This window comes from Luteimonas sp. A277, from assembly GCF_054052045.1.
Genome location: NZ_JBSVRG010000001.1, coordinates 304,210 through 322,058, shown reverse-complemented (window position 1 = coordinate 322,058; position 17,849 = coordinate 304,210). Strand labels below are relative to the sequence as shown.

14 protein-coding genes are annotated in these 17,849 nt (G+C 67.7%); 11 read left to right on the top strand and 3 right to left on the bottom strand.

Going from position 1 to position 17,849, the window contains the following annotated elements:
- Nucleotides 1-33: 33 nt before the first annotated feature.
- Nucleotides 34-711, top strand: coding sequence for a hypothetical protein (locus tag ACW7G2_RS01445; protein ID WP_456971974.1), 678 nt, complete (start codon nt 34-36; stop codon nt 709-711).
- Here ACW7G2_RS01445 and ACW7G2_RS01440 read toward each other — a convergent pair whose 3' ends face one another.
- Entirely contained in the window at nt 712-2,094 is a 1,383-nt protein-coding gene (locus ACW7G2_RS01440; RefSeq protein ID WP_456971972.1) for a class II fumarate hydratase, read from the bottom strand.
- A 200-nt stretch (nt 2,095-2,294) separates the two neighbouring features.
- Here ACW7G2_RS01440 and purB point away from each other — a divergent pair, with 200 nt between their 5' ends.
- The 9 genes from purB to pilH all read left to right on the top strand — a co-directional run bounded on the left by purB (nt 2,295) and on the right by pilH (nt 13,834).
- On the top strand, nt 2,295-3,662 hold the full coding sequence (gene purB / locus ACW7G2_RS01435; protein ID WP_456971970.1) for an adenylosuccinate lyase: 1,368 nt from the start codon (nt 2,295-2,297) through the stop codon (nt 3,660-3,662).
- Between the two features lie 72 nt (nt 3,663-3,734).
- Nucleotides 3,735-4,937: a JmjC domain-containing protein gene (locus ACW7G2_RS01430; protein WP_456971968.1), complete on the top strand. Its 1,203-nt coding sequence runs from the start codon at nt 3,735-3,737 to the stop codon at nt 4,935-4,937.
- Nucleotides 4,934-5,851: a GNAT family N-acetyltransferase gene (locus tag ACW7G2_RS01425; RefSeq protein ID WP_456971966.1), complete on the top strand. Its 918-nt coding sequence runs from the start codon at nt 4,934-4,936 to the stop codon at nt 5,849-5,851. The genes ACW7G2_RS01430 and ACW7G2_RS01425 overlap by 4 nt, the downstream gene beginning before the upstream one ends.
- A gap of 190 nt (nt 5,852-6,041) precedes the next feature.
- On the top strand, nt 6,042-8,900 hold the full coding sequence (locus ACW7G2_RS01420; protein ID WP_456971964.1) for a 2-oxoglutarate dehydrogenase E1 component: 2,859 nt from the start codon (nt 6,042-6,044) through the stop codon (nt 8,898-8,900).
- Nucleotides 8,901-8,933: 33 nt separating this feature from the next.
- Nucleotides 8,934-10,160: a dihydrolipoyllysine-residue succinyltransferase gene (gene sucB / locus ACW7G2_RS01415; protein ID WP_456971962.1), complete on the top strand. Its 1,227-nt coding sequence runs from the start codon at nt 8,934-8,936 to the stop codon at nt 10,158-10,160.
- A gap of 17 nt (nt 10,161-10,177) precedes the next feature.
- Entirely contained in the window at nt 10,178-11,614 is a 1,437-nt protein-coding gene (gene lpdA / locus ACW7G2_RS01410; protein WP_456971960.1) for a dihydrolipoyl dehydrogenase, read from the top strand.
- 93 nt (nt 11,615-11,707) lie between these two features.
- Nucleotides 11,708-12,301, top strand: coding sequence for an LOG family protein (locus ACW7G2_RS01405; RefSeq protein WP_456971958.1), 594 nt, complete (start codon nt 11,708-11,710; stop codon nt 12,299-12,301).
- Between the two features lie 91 nt (nt 12,302-12,392).
- On the top strand, nt 12,393-13,394 hold the full coding sequence (locus tag ACW7G2_RS01400) for an acrylyl-CoA reductase family protein (RefSeq protein ID WP_456971956.1): 1,002 nt from the start codon (nt 12,393-12,395) through the stop codon (nt 13,392-13,394).
- Between the two features lie 56 nt (nt 13,395-13,450).
- Nucleotides 13,451-13,834 (top strand): twitching motility response regulator PilH, encoded by a 384-nt coding sequence (gene pilH, locus ACW7G2_RS01395; RefSeq protein ID WP_456971954.1) that lies wholly within the window; start codon nt 13,451-13,453, stop codon nt 13,832-13,834.
- 27 nt (nt 13,835-13,861) lie between these two features.
- On the opposite strand, the gene ACW7G2_RS01390 is transcribed toward pilH, so the two are convergent.
- On the bottom strand, nt 13,862-14,770 hold the full coding sequence (locus ACW7G2_RS01390; protein ID WP_456971952.1) for a DnaJ C-terminal domain-containing protein: 909 nt from the start codon (nt 14,768-14,770) through the stop codon (nt 13,862-13,864).
- 182 nt (nt 14,771-14,952) lie between these two features.
- On the opposite strand from ACW7G2_RS01390, the gene ACW7G2_RS01385 reads away from it, so the two are divergent.
- Nucleotides 14,953-15,432, top strand: a complete 480-nt coding sequence (locus ACW7G2_RS01385) for a redoxin family protein (protein WP_456971950.1) — start codon at nt 14,953-14,955, stop codon at nt 15,430-15,432.
- Between the two features lie 41 nt (nt 15,433-15,473).
- Here ACW7G2_RS01385 and pbpC read toward each other — a convergent pair whose 3' ends face one another.
- A complete protein-coding gene (pbpC, locus tag ACW7G2_RS01380; protein WP_456972218.1) occupies nt 15,474-17,840 on the bottom strand; it encodes a penicillin-binding protein 1C in 2,367 nt (788 codons plus the stop codon).
- Nucleotides 17,841-17,849: the final 9 nt, after the last annotated feature.

The following is a 17,849-nucleotide window of genomic DNA, read 5'->3' as shown; positions in this document are numbered from 1 at the left end:
GTACCTGTACCAAGACAGATAGAGGACACCAACATGCGCTCCATCCGCACCCTGCGCCTGGCCTCCTGCACCGCCGCCCTGTGCCTGCTGCTGCCCGCTGCACAGGCCGCCAGCCCCGAAAAGGATTCGGTCCGCGGCGAAATCCGCCAGGAAATGGCCGAAGCCCGGCGCGAAGTGCGCGCGGAGCTGGCAGCCGCCCGGGTCGAACTGCAGACCGGCAATCTCGACGTGGGCGACAGCCTGCGCTTTGGAAACAACGACGCACGCGACGACGGGGAGCCCCGGTTGAAGGCGGAGATCACCCCGCACGGCGACTTGCTGATTGACGGTGCAGCCGTGGCCATCGACAGCCAGCAGCGCAAGGATCTGCTGACATATCGCGGCCAGGTGATCGACATCGCCCTGGCCGGCATGGAAATCGGTGAGCAGGCGGCCCTGGTCGCAATCGACTCTGTGGACCGCGGCCTGTTCCGCCTGATATTCAGCGCCATGAGCGGCAGCCTCGAGCGCAACATCAAAAAGACCGTTACCGGCCTGGTGGAACCGGCGGTGCTGCAGATCTGCGACAGCCTCCCCGCGCTGTACGGCTCACAGCAGCGGCTGGCCGGCAGCGTTCCGGAATTCCGCCCCTACGCCACCCTCGACCCGGACGAGATCAGCAACTGCGAAGCCGACGTGCGACGCGAGTTCGCCGGCCTCGGTAGCGACTGATCAGCCGCCAATGCCCCCGGTGGTCAGCGCCACCGGATCAAGCAGGCGTCTGAGCTCGTCCTCGGTCAGGCCGCTGTCTTCCAGCGCCACCTCCAGCACCGGCCGGTTCTCGGCGTAGGCGCGCTTGGCGATCGCCGCGCCCTTTTCGTAGCCGATCACCGGATTGAGCGCGGTCACCAGGATCGGATTGCGTTCCAGCGCATCGGCCACGTTGTCCTTGCGCACCTTCAGCCCGGCAATCACATCGTCGGCCAGCAGGCGCATGGTGTTGCCCAGCAGCTGGATTGAATCGAGCAGGTTGGCCGCGATCAGCGGCAGCATCACGTTGAGCTGGAAGTTGCCGCTCTGCCCCGCCACGGTGATCGCGGCGTGGTGGCCCATCACCTGGGCGCACACCATGCAGGCTGCTTCCGGCATGACCGGGTTGACCTTGCCCGGCATGATCGAGCTGCCCGGCTGCAGCGCTGGCAGTTCCACCTCGCCAAGGCCGGCCAGCGGGCCGGAGTTCATCCAGCGCAGGTCGTTGGCGATCTTCATCAGCGCCACTGCCAGCACGTTCAGCTGGCCGGACAGTTCCACCGCGTCGTCCTGGGTGGCGATGCCCTCGAACTTGTCCTTGGCGCTCTCGAATTTCGCCTTGCTGCCCGACGACAGCAGCTTGGCCACCCTGGGTCCGAACCGGGGGTCGGCGTTGATGCCGGTGCCGATCGCCGTGCCGCCCAGCGGCAGCCGGCGCAGCCGCTTCAGGCTGTCCTCGATCCGGCCCTGGGCGGAATCGAGCTGGGACGCCCAGGTGCCGAACTCCTGGGCGAAGGTCAGCGGCATGGCGTCCATCAGATGGGTGCGCCCGGTCTTGACCACTTTGGTCATTCCCCGCGCCCGGCGGTTGATGGTGTTGCGCAGGTGCTTGAGCGCCGGCAGCAGATCTTCCACCGTGGCCAGCTGGGCGGACACGCGGATCGCGGTGGGAATCACGTCGTTTGAGCTCTGGCCCAGGTTGACGTGATCGTTGGGGTGCACCTTGCGCCGGGCGGTGGAAGCAAGCGCGGCAATGACCTCGTTGGCATTCATGTTCGACGAAGTACCCGAACCGGTCTGGTAGATGTCGATCGGGAACTGCGCGTCATGGCGGCCGTCGGCCACTTCCATGGCGGCCTTGGCGATCGCTCCGCCCAAGGCCTTTGGCAGCAGCCCGAGCCCAACGTTGGCTTCCGCCGCTGCGGCCTTGACCAGCCCCAGCGCCCGGATGAAGCCGCGCGGCATCGGCCGGCCGGAAATGGGGAAATTTTGCACGGCGCGCTGGGTCTGCGCGCCCCACAGGGCATCGGCGGGCACCTGCAGCTCACCCATGCTGTCGCGTTCGATACGGAAGGATCCTGACATCGGCGTCTCCATCTGGCGGGAGTAAGTGGGCACCGGCCCGTGGGCGCGTGGCGCCTGCCGGCATTGGCCAGAGGATACGCCAGCGACCGTGGCCTTCCGGTGGCGCTAGAATTGACAGGCTGCGGTCCGTCCCAGCCCCGGCGCCCGCCGGTTCCTTCAGCCTGCCGGCATCCACGCCGCGCCACCACCTGCCGAGACCCATGTCCGAAGCCACCCTGCTCGCCCTGTCCCCGCTCGACGGCCGCTACGCCTCCAAGGCCGATCCGCTGCGTCCGATCTTTTCCGAATTCGGCCTGATCCGGGCCCGTGTGCGGGTCGAAGTGGAATGGCTGCTGGCCCTGGCGGCCGAACCCGGCATTGTTGAGCTTGCCGACTTTGACGACGGCGCCCGCGACCGGCTGAAGGCCCTGGCCAACGACTTCAGCGTGAACGATGCGGCCCGGGTCAAGGAGATCGAGCGCACCACCAACCATGACGTCAAGGCGGTGGAATACTTCATCAAGGAGCGTCTGGGCGACGACCCCACGCTGGCCGGCGCGTTGGAGTTCGTGCATTTCGCCTGCACCAGCGAGGACATCAACAACCTCTCCTACGCGCTGATGCTGCGCGAGGCGCGCGACGGGGTGATGGTGCCGAAGCTGGACGTCCTGGTCGGCAAGCTCCGCACCATGGCCCATGAACTTGCGGCTGTGCCCATGCTCTCGCGCACCCACGGCCAGACCGCCTCCCCGACCACGCTGGGCAAGGAACTGGCCAACGTGGTGGCGCGCCTGCAGCGCCAGCGCGAGGTGCTGGCCGAGCTGCCGATGCCGGGCAAGATCAACGGCGCCGTGGGCAACTACAACGCCCACGTGGCCGCGTATCCGGACGTGGACTGGCCGGCTTTCTCCGAGCGCTTCGTGAGCGGGCTGGGGCTGGACTGGCAGCCGTACACCACCCAGATCGAGCCGCACGACGGCATCGCCGAAGCCTGTGACGCGCAGGCGCGCATCGACACCATCTGCATTGACCTGTGCCGCGACGTGTGGGGTTACATCTCGCTGGGCTACTTCCGCCAGGCGCTGAAGGAAGGCGAAGTCGGCAGCTCCACCATGCCGCACAAGGTCAACCCGATCGATTTCGAAAACGCCGAGGGCAACTTCGGCGTGGCCAACGCCCTGCTCGGCCACTTCTCCACCAAGCTGCCGATCAGCCGCTGGCAGCGCGACCTGACCGATTCCACCGTGCTGCGCGGCCTGGGCACCGCTTTCGGCCACGCCCTGGTGGGTTATGACGCCCTGCTGCGCGGCCTGGAGAAGCTGAGCGTGAACCACGACCGGCTGCAGGCCGATCTGGACGCCGCCTGGGAGGTGCTGGCCGAAGCGGTGCAGACCGTCATGCGCCGCCACGGACTGCCGAATCCGTACGAGCAGCTCAAGGCCCTGACCCGCGGCCAGGGGATCACTGCCGATTCCATGCGCGGTTTCATCGAATCGCTCGACCTGCCCGCCGCGGACAAGCAGCGCCTGCTGGCGCTCACCCCCGCCGGCTATACCGGGCTGGCAGAGCTCCTGGCACGCGAGATCTGAGCTCCCGCGCTGCGCCCGCGCTTCACCGCCCCCTCCCCGCATAGCCCCACTGGATCACGTTACCCTTCAGCCATGACCTCGCCCCCCATTGAAATCGATGCCAGCAGCCTGCCGCCGCTGGGCATGCCGCCCGAACAGTTCCTGCGCGATTACTGGCAGAAACGGCCCCTGTTGATCCGCAATGCCTTTCCGGGATTCGAGTCGCCGATCGAGCCTGAAGACCTGGCCGGGCTGGCCTGCGAGGACGGCGTGCTGGCCCGGATCGTGCGGCACGATCGCGCCCGGGACGGCTGGAAGGTCAGCCACGGTCCATTCCCCGAGGAAATGTTCCCGGGCATGCCGCACCAGGACTGGACCCTGCTGGTGCAGGACGTGGACAAGTGGGACGCCGACATCGCCGCCCTGCTGCCGCACTTCGACTTCCTGCCGCGCTGGCGGATCGACGACGTCATGGTCAGCTTCGCCGCTCCCGGCGGATCGGTGGGCGCGCACATCGACCAGTACGACGTGTTCCTGCTCCAGGCCCATGGCCACCGCCGCTGGCAGATCGATGCACGGCCCAACCCGCCGCTGGACTACCGCCCCGACGTGGAGCTGCGCCTGCTGCAGCAGTTCGACCCCAGTCATGAGTGGGTGCTGGGGCCGGGCGACATGCTGTACCTGCCGCCGGGCGGGCCCCACCACGGCGTGGCCGAGGACGCCTGCCTGACCTTCTCGGTCGGCATGCGTGCGCCGTCCGCCGCCGAACTGGTCGGCGACTGGGCAGACGCCATGATCGCCGAGGCCGACGACAGCCTGCGCTACCACGATTCCGACCTGGAACTGCCGCAGGATCCGCATGAGATCGACGCGGCGGCCATGGAGCGGGTGGTCGAAGCGCTCAACCTGCTGCGGATGCGCGATCCCGACCGCCTCGGCGACTGGTTCGGCCGCTTCATCACCCTCTACCGGGTGGGCGCACAGGCCGCCCCCGGCGAAGATCAGCGCTCGCGGATCGAAATTGAATGGGACCTGCAGCAGGGCGGAACCCTGCAACGCCATCCCTGGACCCGCATGGCCTGGCGCCGGGCCGCAGACGGCGGCGAGGCGCGCCTTTACGTGGCCGGCGAGGATCAACCGCTGCCGGCCGCAGACGCCAGCCGACTCGCGGCGGCGGCCACCGTGGACGGCGCGCTCTACGCCACCCTGTCCGAGCCGGCCCGCGACGTGCTGATCGAACTGCTCGGCCAGGGCCACTACCGGCTGGCCATGCCCGAGGACGACGAGGCCGAATGACCCCGGGCCCAGCGCCAGGCTTCCGGGTCGAGCTGGTTGATTTCAACCAGGCCAGGGAAGCGCTGCGCGCAGTGCGCGACGTGGTTTTCATCCACGAACAGCAGGTACCACCGGAGCTCGAGCACGACCCGGCTGATCCACAGCACGTGCATGCCCTGGCCCGGGACGCGCAGGGCCAGCCGATAGGCACCGGCCGGATCAGTCCTTCCGGCCGCATCGGGCGCATGGCGGTGCTGGCTGAATGGCGCGGCCACGGGGTGGGCAACGCACTGCTGCGCGCCCTGCTTGTCCACGCCCGCGCCCGGGCCATGCCCGAAGCGAGCCTGCACGCGCAGGCGTCCGCGATCGATTTCTACGCCCGGCACGGGTTCATTGCCTGCGGTGAGCGCTTCCAGGAAGCCGGCATCGAACACCAGGCCATGCGGCGCATGCTGGCCGGGCCGATGGCCGTGGAGGATCGCGATGAAGCCGTGATCGCCGCTACCGGCGTGATCAGCCGCGCGCGCAGCCGGCTGTGGATCCACAGCCGCGAGCTGGACCCGGGACTGCTGGATGCCGCTTCCGTGCTGACCGCGCTGCGCCGGTTTGCGGTGGACGGGCGGGGCCGGCAGGTATCGATCCTGCTGCACGACCCCGCCGCGGCGCAGCGCGCCCATGCCCCGCTGCTTGCCCTCGCCCAGCGCCTGCCCAGCGTGTTCCAGTTCCGCGCGGTGGACGACCCGGTCGACCGTGCCTATGCCGCCGCCTTCATTGCCAGTGATTCGGGCGCCTACTACTTTCGTAGCCTGGGGCACCGTTATGACGGCGACTGGGATGTGGCCGATGCCGGTCGTGCACGCCAGCTGGCCGAATCTTTCAAGCCGGTGTGGGAGCGCTCCAGGCCATGTTCCGAACTGCGCGCCCTGGGCCTGTGAACCCGCCTTCCCATGGCCCACCCCCCACTGACCCGATACGTGCCGTTCCATCCGCGGCGTTCGCCCTGAACGGGCGCTGCGGCTATAATCGATGGGGTTTCATTCATCGAATGGATCATTGCCGCCGACGCCGGCGCACGGCCGGAGCGGCATACCGCCTCCCCACATTTCTCGAGTCCTGACCCCAGACGTGGAAAGCCTCCTCAAGCAGTTTGCCAAGTCTTCACAGCTTGGCGCCAACGCCGCCTTCATTGAAGACCTTTACGAGCAGTACCTGGTCAATCCCGACAGCGTCGATGCCAATTGGAAAACCTGGTTCGACAGCTTCAACGGTCGCGAAGCCGGTGACGTTCCCCATTCGGCAGTCATCGCCCAGGTGTCCGCCGCTGCCCGCTCCGCCCGCAGTGGCACGGCGACCGAAGTCGTCGATGGCGAAGCCTCCCGCAAGCAGGGAGCCGTGCTCAAGCTGATCACCGCCTACCGCTCGCGTGGCCACCTGCAGGCCAACATCGACCCGCTGGGGATGATGGAGAAGCTGGACGCCCCGGACCTGGACCTGCCCTTCCACGGCCTGTCCGACGCCGATCTGGATGAGGAGTTCCGCACCGGCCCCGGCGGTGGCAGCACCAGCACCTTTGGTGGCCCCGAGCGGATGCGCCTGCGCGATCTGCTCGGCCTGCTGCGCACCACCTACTGCGGCAGCATCGGCGCCGAGTTCATGCACATCCCCGATGCCGAGCAGCGCCAGTGGCTGTACCAGCGCGTCGAAGCCGCCGGCGGCACGTTCCACCGCGGCGGCGACGAGAAGCGCCGCACCCTGGAGCGTCTGACCGCGGCCGAAGGCCTTGAGCGCTACCTGCACACCAAATACGTGGGCCAGAAGCGCTTCTCGCTGGAAGGCGGCGATTCGCTGATCCCGGCCCTGGACGCGCTGATCCAGCGCGCCGGCCAGGACGGCGTGAAGGATATCGTGATGGGCATGGCCCACCGCGGCCGCCTGAACGTGCTGGTCAACACCATGGGCAAGTCGCCCAAGCGCCTGTTCGACGAGTTTGAAGGCAAGTTCGAGTTCGACGGCGTGCATGCCCAGACCGGCGACGTGAAGTACCACATGGGCTTCTCGGCCGACGTGCGTACCCCGGGCGGCCCCGTGCACCTGGCGCTGGCGTTCAACCCTTCGCACCTTGAGATCGTCAACCCGGTGGTGGCCGGCAGCGCCCGTTCGCGCCAGCACCGCCGCGGCGATACCGAGCGCAAGCAGGTGGTGCCGGTGCTGCTGCACGGCGACGCCGCCTTCGCCGGCCAGGGCGTGGTGATGGAGCTGCTGCAGATGTCGCAGGCCCGCGGCTTCGCCGTCGGCGGCACCGTGCACGTGGTGATCAACAACCAGGTCGGCTTCACCACCAGCGACCAGCAGGACGCGCGTTCCACCCAGTACTGCACCGACGTGGCCAAGATGGTCGCCGCCCCGGTGCTGCACGTGAATGCCGATGACCCCGACGCGGTGGTGTTCTGCATGGAAGCCGCCTACGACTTCCGCCAGAAGTTCGGCAAGGACGTGGTGATCGACCTGGTGTGCTACCGCCGCCACGGCCACAACGAGGCCGATGAGCCGGCTGCCACCCAGCCGCTCATGTACCAGGTCATCCGCAAGCTCAAGACCACGCGCGAGCTCTACGCCGAGCGTCTGGCCAGCGAAGGCGTCGTCGAGGCTGACGAGGCCAAGGCGCTGGTGGACCGCTACCGCGACAAGCTGGACGCGGGCGAGGTCACCGCCGAACTGACCGATACCGGTCCGGAAGGCTACGACCTGACCATCGACTGGGGCAGCTACCTGCGCGGCACCCTGGCCGACGAAGTGGACACCCGCGTCGACGCCGGCCGCCTGAAGGAACTGGCCGGCATCATCAGCCACGTCCCTGAAGATATCGAGCTGCATTCGCGCGTTGCCCGGATCTACCAGGACCGCCAGAAGATGGCGGCCGGCGAGACCCCCGGCGACTGGGGCTTCGCCGAAAATCTTGCCTACGCCACCCTGCTTGACGAGGGCAAGCGCCTGCGCCTGGTCGGCCAGGATTCGGGCCGCGGCACCTTCTTCCACCGCCATGCGGTGTTGCACGACCAGAAGACCGACCGCGACTACCTGCCGCTGCGCGAGCTGGTGGACAACCCCGAAGACGCCACCATTATCGACTCGCTGCTCAGCGAGGAAGCGGTGATGGCGTTCGAATACGGCTACTCCACTTCCGAGCCCAACACCCTGTGCATCTGGGAAGGCCAGTTCGGCGATTTCGCCAACGGTGCCCAGGTGGTGATCGACCAGTTCCTCTCCTCGGGCGAAGCCAAATGGGGTCGGCTGGCTGGTCTGGCGCTGTTCCTGCCGCACGGTTACGAAGGGCAAGGCCCTGAGCACAGCTCGGCGCGCCTGGAGCGCTTCCTGCAACTGTGCGCGCTGGACAACATGCTGGTCTGCGTGCCGACCACCCCGGCCCAGGCGTTCCACATGATCCGCCGCCAGCTGTGCATGACCACCCGCAAGCCGCTGGTGGTGATGACGCCCAAGTCGCTGCTGCGCCACAAGCTGGCCGTGTCGACCCTGGACGAGCTGGCCGACGGCGAGTTCATGCACCTGATCCCGGACGCCGGCGTGAAGCCGGCCAAGTGCAAGCGCGTGGTGGTCTGCTCTGGCAAGGTCTACTACGACCTGCTGGAAGCCCGTGGCAAGCAGGAGCTGGATGCCGAGGTCGCGCTGATCCGCGTGGAGCAGCTGTATCCGTTCCCGCGCGAGCAGCTGGCTGAGCAGCTGGGCCGCTACGGCAAGGGCGTCGATGTGATCTGGTGCCAGGAAGAGCCGCAGAACCAGGGCGCGTGGTACCAGATCAAGCACCACCTGGAGTTTTGCCTGGCCGATGGCCAGAAGCTCCACTACGCTGGTCGTTCGCGCTCGCCGTCACCGGCGGTCGGCGTATTCAACCAGCACGTCGAGGAGCAGACGGCACTCATCGCCGATGCCCTGGTCAACCCGCCCAAGGGCATGTCGGCCGAATAACCCCACCCATACGATTTGCCAGGAAGCTGCAAGATGGCCACTGAAATCAAGGTTCCCGTCCTCCCCGAATCCGTCGCCGACGCGACCATCGCCACCTGGCACAAGCAGGTAGGTGATGCCGTCAGCCGCGATGAAAACATCGTTGACCTGGAGACCGACAAGGTCGTGCTCGAGGTTCCCTCCACCGTTGACGGCGTGATCAAGGAGCTCAAGTTCTCCGAGGGTGACACCGTCACCAGCCAGCAGTTGCTGGCCGTCATCGAAGAAGGCGCCGCCCCCGCCGCCGAATCCGGGAGCAAGGACAAGCAGGCCCCGGCCGCCGGCGACGAGCAGGTGCAGCCCAAGGCCGAGGCCAAGGCTGCCGACGACAAGGCCCCCGCCTCCACCAAGCCGCAGCCCGTTTCCGGCGGCTCCAGCCTGCCCCCGGGCGCCCGTTTCACCGCGGCGAGGGAAGGCATTGATCCGTCGCAGGTCGAAGGTACCGGCCGTCGCGGCGCGGTGACCAAGGAAGATCTGATCAACTACGCGGCCGGTCGCACCGGTGGCGTCTCCGGCGGCAACCGTCCGGAAGAGCGCGTGCCGATGACCCGCATCCGCAAGCGCATCGCCGAGCGCCTGATGCACTCCAAGGAGTCGACCGCCATGCTGACCTCGTTCAACGAGGTCAACCTGGGCAAGGTGATGGCGATGCGCAAGGAGATGGGCGAACAGTTCATGAAGGAGCACGGCATCAAGCTGGGCTTCATGAGCTTCTTCGCCAAGGCCGCCGCCAACGCGCTGCAGAAGTACCCGGTGGTGAATGCCTCGGTCGATGGCGACGACATCATCTACCACGGCTACGCCGACATCTCGGTGGCCATTTCCACCGAGCGGGGCCTGGTGACGCCGGTGCTGCGCAACGTGGAGCGGATGGGCTTTGCCGAAGTCGAACAGGCCATTTCGGACTACGCCGTCGCCGCGCGCGAAGGCGGCCTGAAGCTGGAAGACCTGCAGGGCGGCACGTTCACCATCACCAACGGAGGCACCTTCGGCTCGCTGATGTCGACCCCGATCGTCAACCCGCCGCAGTCCGCGATCCTGGGCATGCACACCATCAAGGAGCGCCCGATCGTCGAGGACGGCCAGGTGGTGGCCGCGCCGATGATGTACATCGCCATCAGCTACGACCACCGCATCATCGACGGCAAGGACGCGGTGCTGTTCCTGGTCGACATCAAGAACCAGCTCGAGAACCCCGGCCGCATGCTGCTGGGCCTGTGAGCAACAAGGAAACCGACATGGCTGAACAATTCGACGTCGTCGTCATCGGAGCCGGCCCCGCCGGCTACCACGCCGCGATCCGCGCCGCCCAGCTGGGCATGAGCGTGGCCTGCGTGGACGCGGGCCTGGGCAAGGACGGCAAGCCGGCGCTGGGCGGTACCTGCCTGCGCGTGGGCTGCATCCCGTCCAAGGCGCTGCTGGACTCCTCGCGCCAGTTCCACAATCTGCAGAACGTGTTCGAGCAGCACGGCATCTCCGCCAAGGATCCGAAGATCGACGTGGAGAAGATGGTCGGCCGCAAGGACGGCATCGTGAAGCAGTTCACCGGCGGCATCCAGATGCTGTTCAAGGCCAACAAGGTCAAGCCGTACTATGGCTTCGCCACGTTGCACGCGAATCGTCTGGTCAAGGTGAAGCAGCACGACGGCACCGAGGTCGAGCTGACCGGCACCAACGTGGTCATCGCCGCGGGCTCGGATTCGATCGAGCTGCCGTTCGCGAAGTTTGACGGCGAGACCATCGTCGACAACGTCGGCGCGCTGGACTTCACCGAGACGCCCAAGCGCCTGGCAGTGATCGGCGCCGGCGTGATCGGCCTTGAGCTGGGCAGCGTGTGGAAGCGCCTGGGCGCGGAAGTGACCATCCTGGAAGCGATGCCGGAGTTCCTGGCCGCGGCCGACGCCGAGGTGTCCAGGCTGGCCGCGCGCGAGTTCAAGAAGCAGGGTCTGGATATCAAGCTGGGCGCCAAGGTCTCCAAGGCCGAAGTCACGGGCAAGGGCAAGAAGAAGGAAGTCCAGGTCACCTTCGAGGACAAGAAGGGCGAGCAGACCATCACCGTCGACAAGCTGCTGGTGTCGGTGGGCCGCAAGGCCGCCTCCAAGGGCCTGCTGGCCGAGGACAGCGGCGTGAAGCTCACTGACCGCGGCCAGATCGAGGTCGACGAGCACTGCCACACCGGCGTCGACGGCGTCTGGGCCGTGGGCGACTGCGTGCGCGGGCCGATGCTGGCGCACAAGGGCTTCGAGGAAGGCATTGCCGTTGCCGAGCTGATCGGCGGCCTGCCCGGCCACGTCAACATGGACACCATCCCGTGGGTGATCTACACCGAGCCCGAGCTGGCCTGGGTGGGCAAGACCGAGCAGCAGCTGAAGGAAGAAGGCATTCCGTACAACGCGGGCAGCTTCCCCTTCGCCGCCAACGGTCGTGCGGTAGCGATGGTGGAATCGACGGGCTTCGTGAAGGTCCTGGCCCACGCCGAGACCGACCGCGTGCTGGGCATGCACCTGGTGGGCGCCAACGTGTCCGAGCTGGTGCACGAAGGCGTGCTGACCATGGAGTTCAACGGCTCCGCCGACGACCTGGCCCGCATCTGCCACGCGCACCCGAGCCTGGCCGAAGTGGTCCACGACGCGGCCATGGCCGTGCACAAGCGAGCCATCCACAAGGCCAACTGAGCACGCGCGGCACCTGCCGCCCTGCTCTGCAGCGAGACCGGCGCCGGGCATTGCCCGGCGCCTTCATTTTCCGATCCCCGACGACTTCCGCCCATGAAATCCATCTGCGTTTACTGCGGCTCCAACCCCGGCAACAACCCCGTCTATCTGGAACAGGCCAACCTGCTGGGAAGGCGGCTGGCGGCTGATGGCATCCGCCTGGTCTACGGCGGCGGCAACATCGGCCTGATGGGCGAGGTTGCCGATGCCGTGCTCCAGGCCGGAGGCGAAGTGACCGGGGTGATCCCGGAGCAGCTTGTCCTGCGCGAGATGGCCCACCATGGCGTAACCACGCTGGAAGTGGTCGGCTCGATGCACGAGCGCAAGTCCCGCATGTTCGACCTCGCCGACGGCTTCATCGCCCTGCCCGGCGGCTTCGGCACGCTGGAGGAAATCATCGAGATGCTGACCTGGCGCCAGCTCGGCATCGGCAACAAGCCCTGCGCCTTCCTGGACGTTGCCGGGTACTGGTCGCCGCTGGCCGCGATGATGGACCGCATGGTCAACGACCGCTTCCTGCATCCGGGCCAGCGCCAGGATCTGTGGCTCGGCGAAGACATCGACACCATGCTGGCGTGGATGCAGGCCTACCAGCCGGGGGAATCAGACCTCTGGCTGGATGAAAAGAAGCGCAACTCGCTGCGCTGAATTACCGTCCGGTGGCGTGACCCGCCTCTCCGGTGATGCTTTGGCGATAATCGGAGCCACCCGGCCGGGCGACATTCCACGACGAGGACGCATGAGCATTCCCGCAACCTTTCCCGCTTTCCGCATCCACAATGACGACCAGGGCTATCGCGCCGGGGTCGAACCGGTGTCACTCGATCAGCTGGCTGCCGGCCAGGTGGTGATCCGCGCGGTCCACTCGTCGGTCAATTACAAGGACGCACTGGCGGGAACCGGCAAGGGCAAGATCCTGCGCAGCTTTCCCCTGGTTGGGGGAATCGACGTGGCCGGCCATGTGGCGGCGTCCAGCGATCCCCGTTTCCGCGAGGGCGACGCGGTGCTGGTCACCGGCTGCGGCCTGGGCGAAACCCGGGACGGCGGCTACTCGCAGTACACCCGGGTCGATGCCGACATGGTGGTGGCGCTGCCTGATGGCCTGCAGCTGCGCGATGCCATGATCCTGGGCACCGCAGGTTTCACCGCTGCACTGGCCCTGCTGCGCATGGTCGAGAACCACCAGACGCCGGCGATGGGCCCGCTGGCGGTCACCGGCGCCAGTGGCGGGGTGGGCTCGCTGGCACTGGATATCTTCAGCGCCGCAGGATTTGAGGTGCATGCCATCAGCGGCAAGGCCGATCAGTCCGGCTACCTCAAGGACATCGGCGCCAACGAAGTGCTGAGCCGTGGCGCACTAAACACCAGTCGACCGCTGGAATCGGCCCGCTTCGGCGGTGGGCTCGACAACGTGGGTGGAACAATGCTGGCCAGCCTGCTGGCCCAGACCCGCCCCTACGGCAACGTGGGCAGCGCCGGCCTGGCCGCTACCCACCAGCTCGATACCACGGTCATGCCCTTCATCCTGCGCGGGGTGTCACTGCTGGGGGTCGCATCCACCGACACCCCGCGCCACCACCGCGAAGAAGTCTGGCGCCGATTGGCTTCCGACTGGAAGCCTCGCCACCTGGAACGCATCTGCACGCGCGAGGCGACGCTGGCAGACCTGCCCGCCGTGTTCGCCACCATGCTGGCGGGCGGCTCGCTCGGACGCACCCTGGTCACGCTCCCGCAGGCATAAGCTTGCGGCCCCGGTACCGGCCGATACAATCGGCTGTCCATTCAGCGGACAACTCCATGGCACGCATCCTGATCGTTGACGACTCCCCCTCGCAGCTCGCCGGCATCCGGCGCATTGTCGAGCGGCTCGGCCATGAAACGCTTACTGCCGAGGACGGACAGGCCGGGGTGGAGCTGGCTCGTCGCGAACTGCCGGACCTGATCCTGATGGACGTGGTAATGCCCAATCTCAACGGGTTCCAGGCCACCCGATCAATCACCCGCGACCCGGCCACGAGCCACATCCCGGTCATCCTTGTCACCACCAAGGACCTGCAGACAGATCGGGTCTGGGGAATGCGCCAGGGCGCGCGCGGCTACCTCACCAAGCCGTTCACTGACCAGGAACTGATGGACGTCATTGCCAGCACCATCAAGCCCGCAGCCGACAGCCCCGCCTGAACCGGAAAAGCGGGCCACCGCCCGCCCTCAGGCCCGTCGCCAGTCGTCGCCGAAAGCCTGCTGCAGATCCTCGTAAGCCTTGCGCTGGGCCTCGTCCCGCGGACGCGGGGCCAATACTTCCAGCACCACGATCTGATCGCCATCAGCGCCCCCACGTATCCCGGGCAGGCCCCGTCCGCGCAGGCGCAGTTGCCGCCCGGCCTCTGAATCCGACGGGATTTTAAGCTCCACCCGGCCGCCCAGCGTGGGCACGCTCACCTTGCCACCCAGCGCGGCTTCCCATGGCGCGACCGGAAGCTCGTGGAAAATGTTGTTGCCGTCCACTTCGAAATGCGGGTGCGCGGCGTACTCCACTTCAAGCAGCAGATCACCCGGCGCTTCCACCGGGCCGCCGCCCTGCCCCTTCAGCCGGATCACCTGCCCGGGACGCACGCCCTTGGGTACCCGCACTTCGAGCGTGCGGCCTTTCACGCTGATCCTCACGCTACTGCCGGCATAGACGGCCTCCAGCGAGACCGCGAGCCGAGCCCGAGTATCGCCGCGCGGCATCGGGCCCGCTCCCGCGGGGCGCTGCCCGGGGCCACGGCGACGCCCGAACAGCTCTTCGAAAAAGTCGCTGAAGCCGCCGCCTGCGCCGCCGCCGGAAAATACTTCCTCGTAATCGAAGCCACCGTTGCCGAACCCGCCATGCGGCGGACGCACTTCATCACCAGGGCGGTATCCGCCCGCCCGCAACTGGTCGTAGGCGGCCCGCTTGGCCGGATCCCTCAGCGCCTCGTAAGCCTCGTTGACGGCCTTGAACTTGTCCTCGGCCCCGGCCTCCTTGCTGACATCGGGATGATACTTTCGCGCCAGTCGGCGATAGGCGGTCTTGATCTCCGTCTCACCGGCACCCGGTTCGACGCCGAGCGTGTCGTAGTAGTCCTTGAACTGCATCACTCACCTGACTGGTTCTGAAGCGGCGCACCACGACGCCGACCTGGATCCGCAACATGCTACTCGGCTACACGGGCCGTATGCCCGGGATCTGGGAGCGGGACGGCTTGATTTCAAGTCTGCGCCCGGGCTGCATGTGAACCGGATAGACTGCCGGCATCACCCCCAAACCGGAACCAGCCATGGCCATCCAGATCGGCGACGCCATTCCAGAAGTGGTCCTCAAGCACATCGATGGTGGCATCCAGGCCATCGATACGCCCACCCTGTTCGAAGGCCGTAAGGTCGTGCTGTTCGCAGTGCCAGGGGCATTCACCCCCACCTGCTCGGAACACCACCTGCCAGGTTTTGTCGAGCGCTTCGACGAATTTCGCGCCCGGGGAATTGAAGTCGCCTGCATGGCGGTCAATGACCCGTTCGTGATGCAAGCCTGGGGCGAAAGCCAGAATGTTCCCCACGGCCTGCGCATGCTCTCCGACGGCAATGGCGACTTGACCCGTGCCCTGGGCCTGGAGATGGACGGCAGCGCCTACGGCATGGGCCTGCGTGCCAAGCGGTTTGCCCTCTACGCCGAGGACGGCGTGGTCAAGCAGCTGTTCGTCGAGGCTCCGGGCGAGTTCAAGGTCTCCAGCGCGGAACACGTGCTCGCCAATATCGAGTGAGCCTACGCGGCGGCGAGAGCGATCCTTTGCCGCCACGCCGCTCAGCGCACCACCTGGAAGCCCACCCGGTCCCACGCCCCGCTGTCGGCCAGCGCGGTCAAGGTGTAGTTGCCTGGCTTGGCGAATTCATGCACGAACGGCCGTGCGCCGTCCGTCTCCGCAAGCCAGCGACCATCCAGCAGCCATTGCACGCGCCCCTGCGCGCCCAGCGCCCGCAGCGACAGCTGCACGCCGCGGGCGCTGCCGGGCGCGCGCGCCAGCCGCGCTCCGTCCTGCACGCCTTCAATGTGCAGGTCGGCCAACAGTTCCCGGCCGTCATCCACGCAGTCCACAGCCAGCGCAGGCAGGCGTGCGGCGGAACGGTCCGCCGCGCTCAACCAGGGCGATAACAGCGCAGGCCAGCGCGCAATCTCCGCATCGCGCGTCTCGTGGGGGCGTGCGCATTGCGACGACAGCCGCCGGCTGGTGGCCGGGTCGAACTGGTAGCGCACACGGCCAGCGCTCCACAACCTGGCGTCCCGCTCGGCGAAGGTGGGCGGGATCGCTCCATCCAGTACCCAGGCATCCAGCCGACGCCGGCACAGCGCTGCCGGCTGGTCCGCAGCCGCCACGCCCAACGGCCAGCAGATGTCGTGCTGGCTCACGCTGGCTGGACGCGGCAGGACCACGGCATCGCCGCGCTGGCGCGGCAGGCTGTCGACAACCTCGAACAGCAGCGGCAGTGCGGTGATCGCCCCGTATTGGCCCGGCAACGGGGTGCCGTCCGGGCGTCCCACCCACACGCCCACGGTGTAGGCGCGGGTCGCCCCGAGCGCCCAGGCGTCACGGAATCCGTAGCTTGTGCCGGTCTTCCAGGCGACCCGGGGGCGGTCGCGCAGATCGAACAGGTCGGCGCGCTCACCCGGACGCGGATTGGACGACAGCGCTTCCGCCACGATCCAGGCAGCACCCGGCGACATCAGCCGCCGCTCCAGCAGCTGGGCCTGCGTGGTCAGACGTACCCGCCCGGCCCGCCCTCCGCGCACCAGCGCCGCGTGCGCGCCGACCAGATCCTCAAGGGTGGCGCCCGTTCCCCCGAGGATCAGCGGCAGGCCGGGCGTGGCGCCGCTTGGGAAACGCAGGCGGATGCCGGCGTGATCCAGCCGCGCCGCAAAGCGCCCGGGTCCAACGCGTTGCAGCAGATCCACGGCAGGCACGTTCAGCGACCGGCGCAGCGCCTCGGCCGCCGATACGGGCCCGCTGTAAGCGGTGCCGAAATTTCCTGGCCGGTAGCCGTCGAACGACTGCGGCGCGTCCACCATCAGGCTGGCCGAATGGATCAGGCCGTCATCCAGCGCCATTGCGTACAGGAAGGGTTTCAACGTGGACCCGGGCGAGCGCCAGGCCCGCACCATGTCCACGTGCCCCAGCCGGGCGCGGTCGCCAAACTCCGCTGCACCTATATAGGCACGCGCCTCCATGGTCGCGTTGTCGACCACCAGCAGCGCTGCCGAGGTGCGCTCCGGCAGCCCGGAAAAATAGCTGGCGACGCGTTCCTCCAGCGCACGCTGCAGCCCGGCATCGATGGTGGAATCGATCCTGCTGGCCTGTGGATCGGCACTGCGCAGCCGCTGCGCCAGCAGCGCGGCGTGCATCGGCGAGCGCAAGGCGCGCGACACCACCGGTTCAATCCCGGCATCGTCCACCTCGGCCCGGGTCCACGCACCCTGCGCCACCATCCGCTCCAGCAGCTTGTCACGGGCGGCACGTGCGCGCTCCGGGTGCCGGTCCGGCCGCAGCCGGCTGGGCGCCTGCGGCAGCACGGCCAGCAGCGCTGCTTCGGCCCTCGACAGACCGGAGGCCGGCTTGCCCAGATAGGCCCAGCTCGCGGCCTCGACGCCCTCGATGGTGCCGCCAAACGGCGCCCGCTCCAGGTACAGGGTCAGGATTTCCCGCTTGGACAGATGCGCTTCCAGCTGCAGCGCCCGCAGCATCTGCCGCGCCTTGCCCCAGGGCGTGCGCGAATGCGGCTCCAGGATCCGCGCCACCTGCATGGTCAGCGTGGATCCGCCGGACACGATCCGTCCGGCAGCGAGCCATTGCCAACCGGCCCTGACCAAAGCCAGCGGATTGATTCCCGGATGACGATGGAACCAGCGGTCCTCGTAGGTCAGCAGCGCTTCCAGGTACAGCGGCGATACGGTGTCGGGATCAGCCGGGTGCCGCCACACGCCCGCAGCATCGGCGAAGGCTCGCAGCGGGGTGCCATCGCGGGCCACCACCACGCTGCTGGTGTCGCGCACGGTCGGCAGCGGCGGCGGGAACAGCAGGTCCAGCGCCAGCAGTGTCACCAGCCCCGCCACCGTTCCCCAGCGCAGCAGTGCCAGCCGCCGCCGTCTGCCCGGCTCCGCCTTGCACACGTCAGCCAGGGTGGCGGA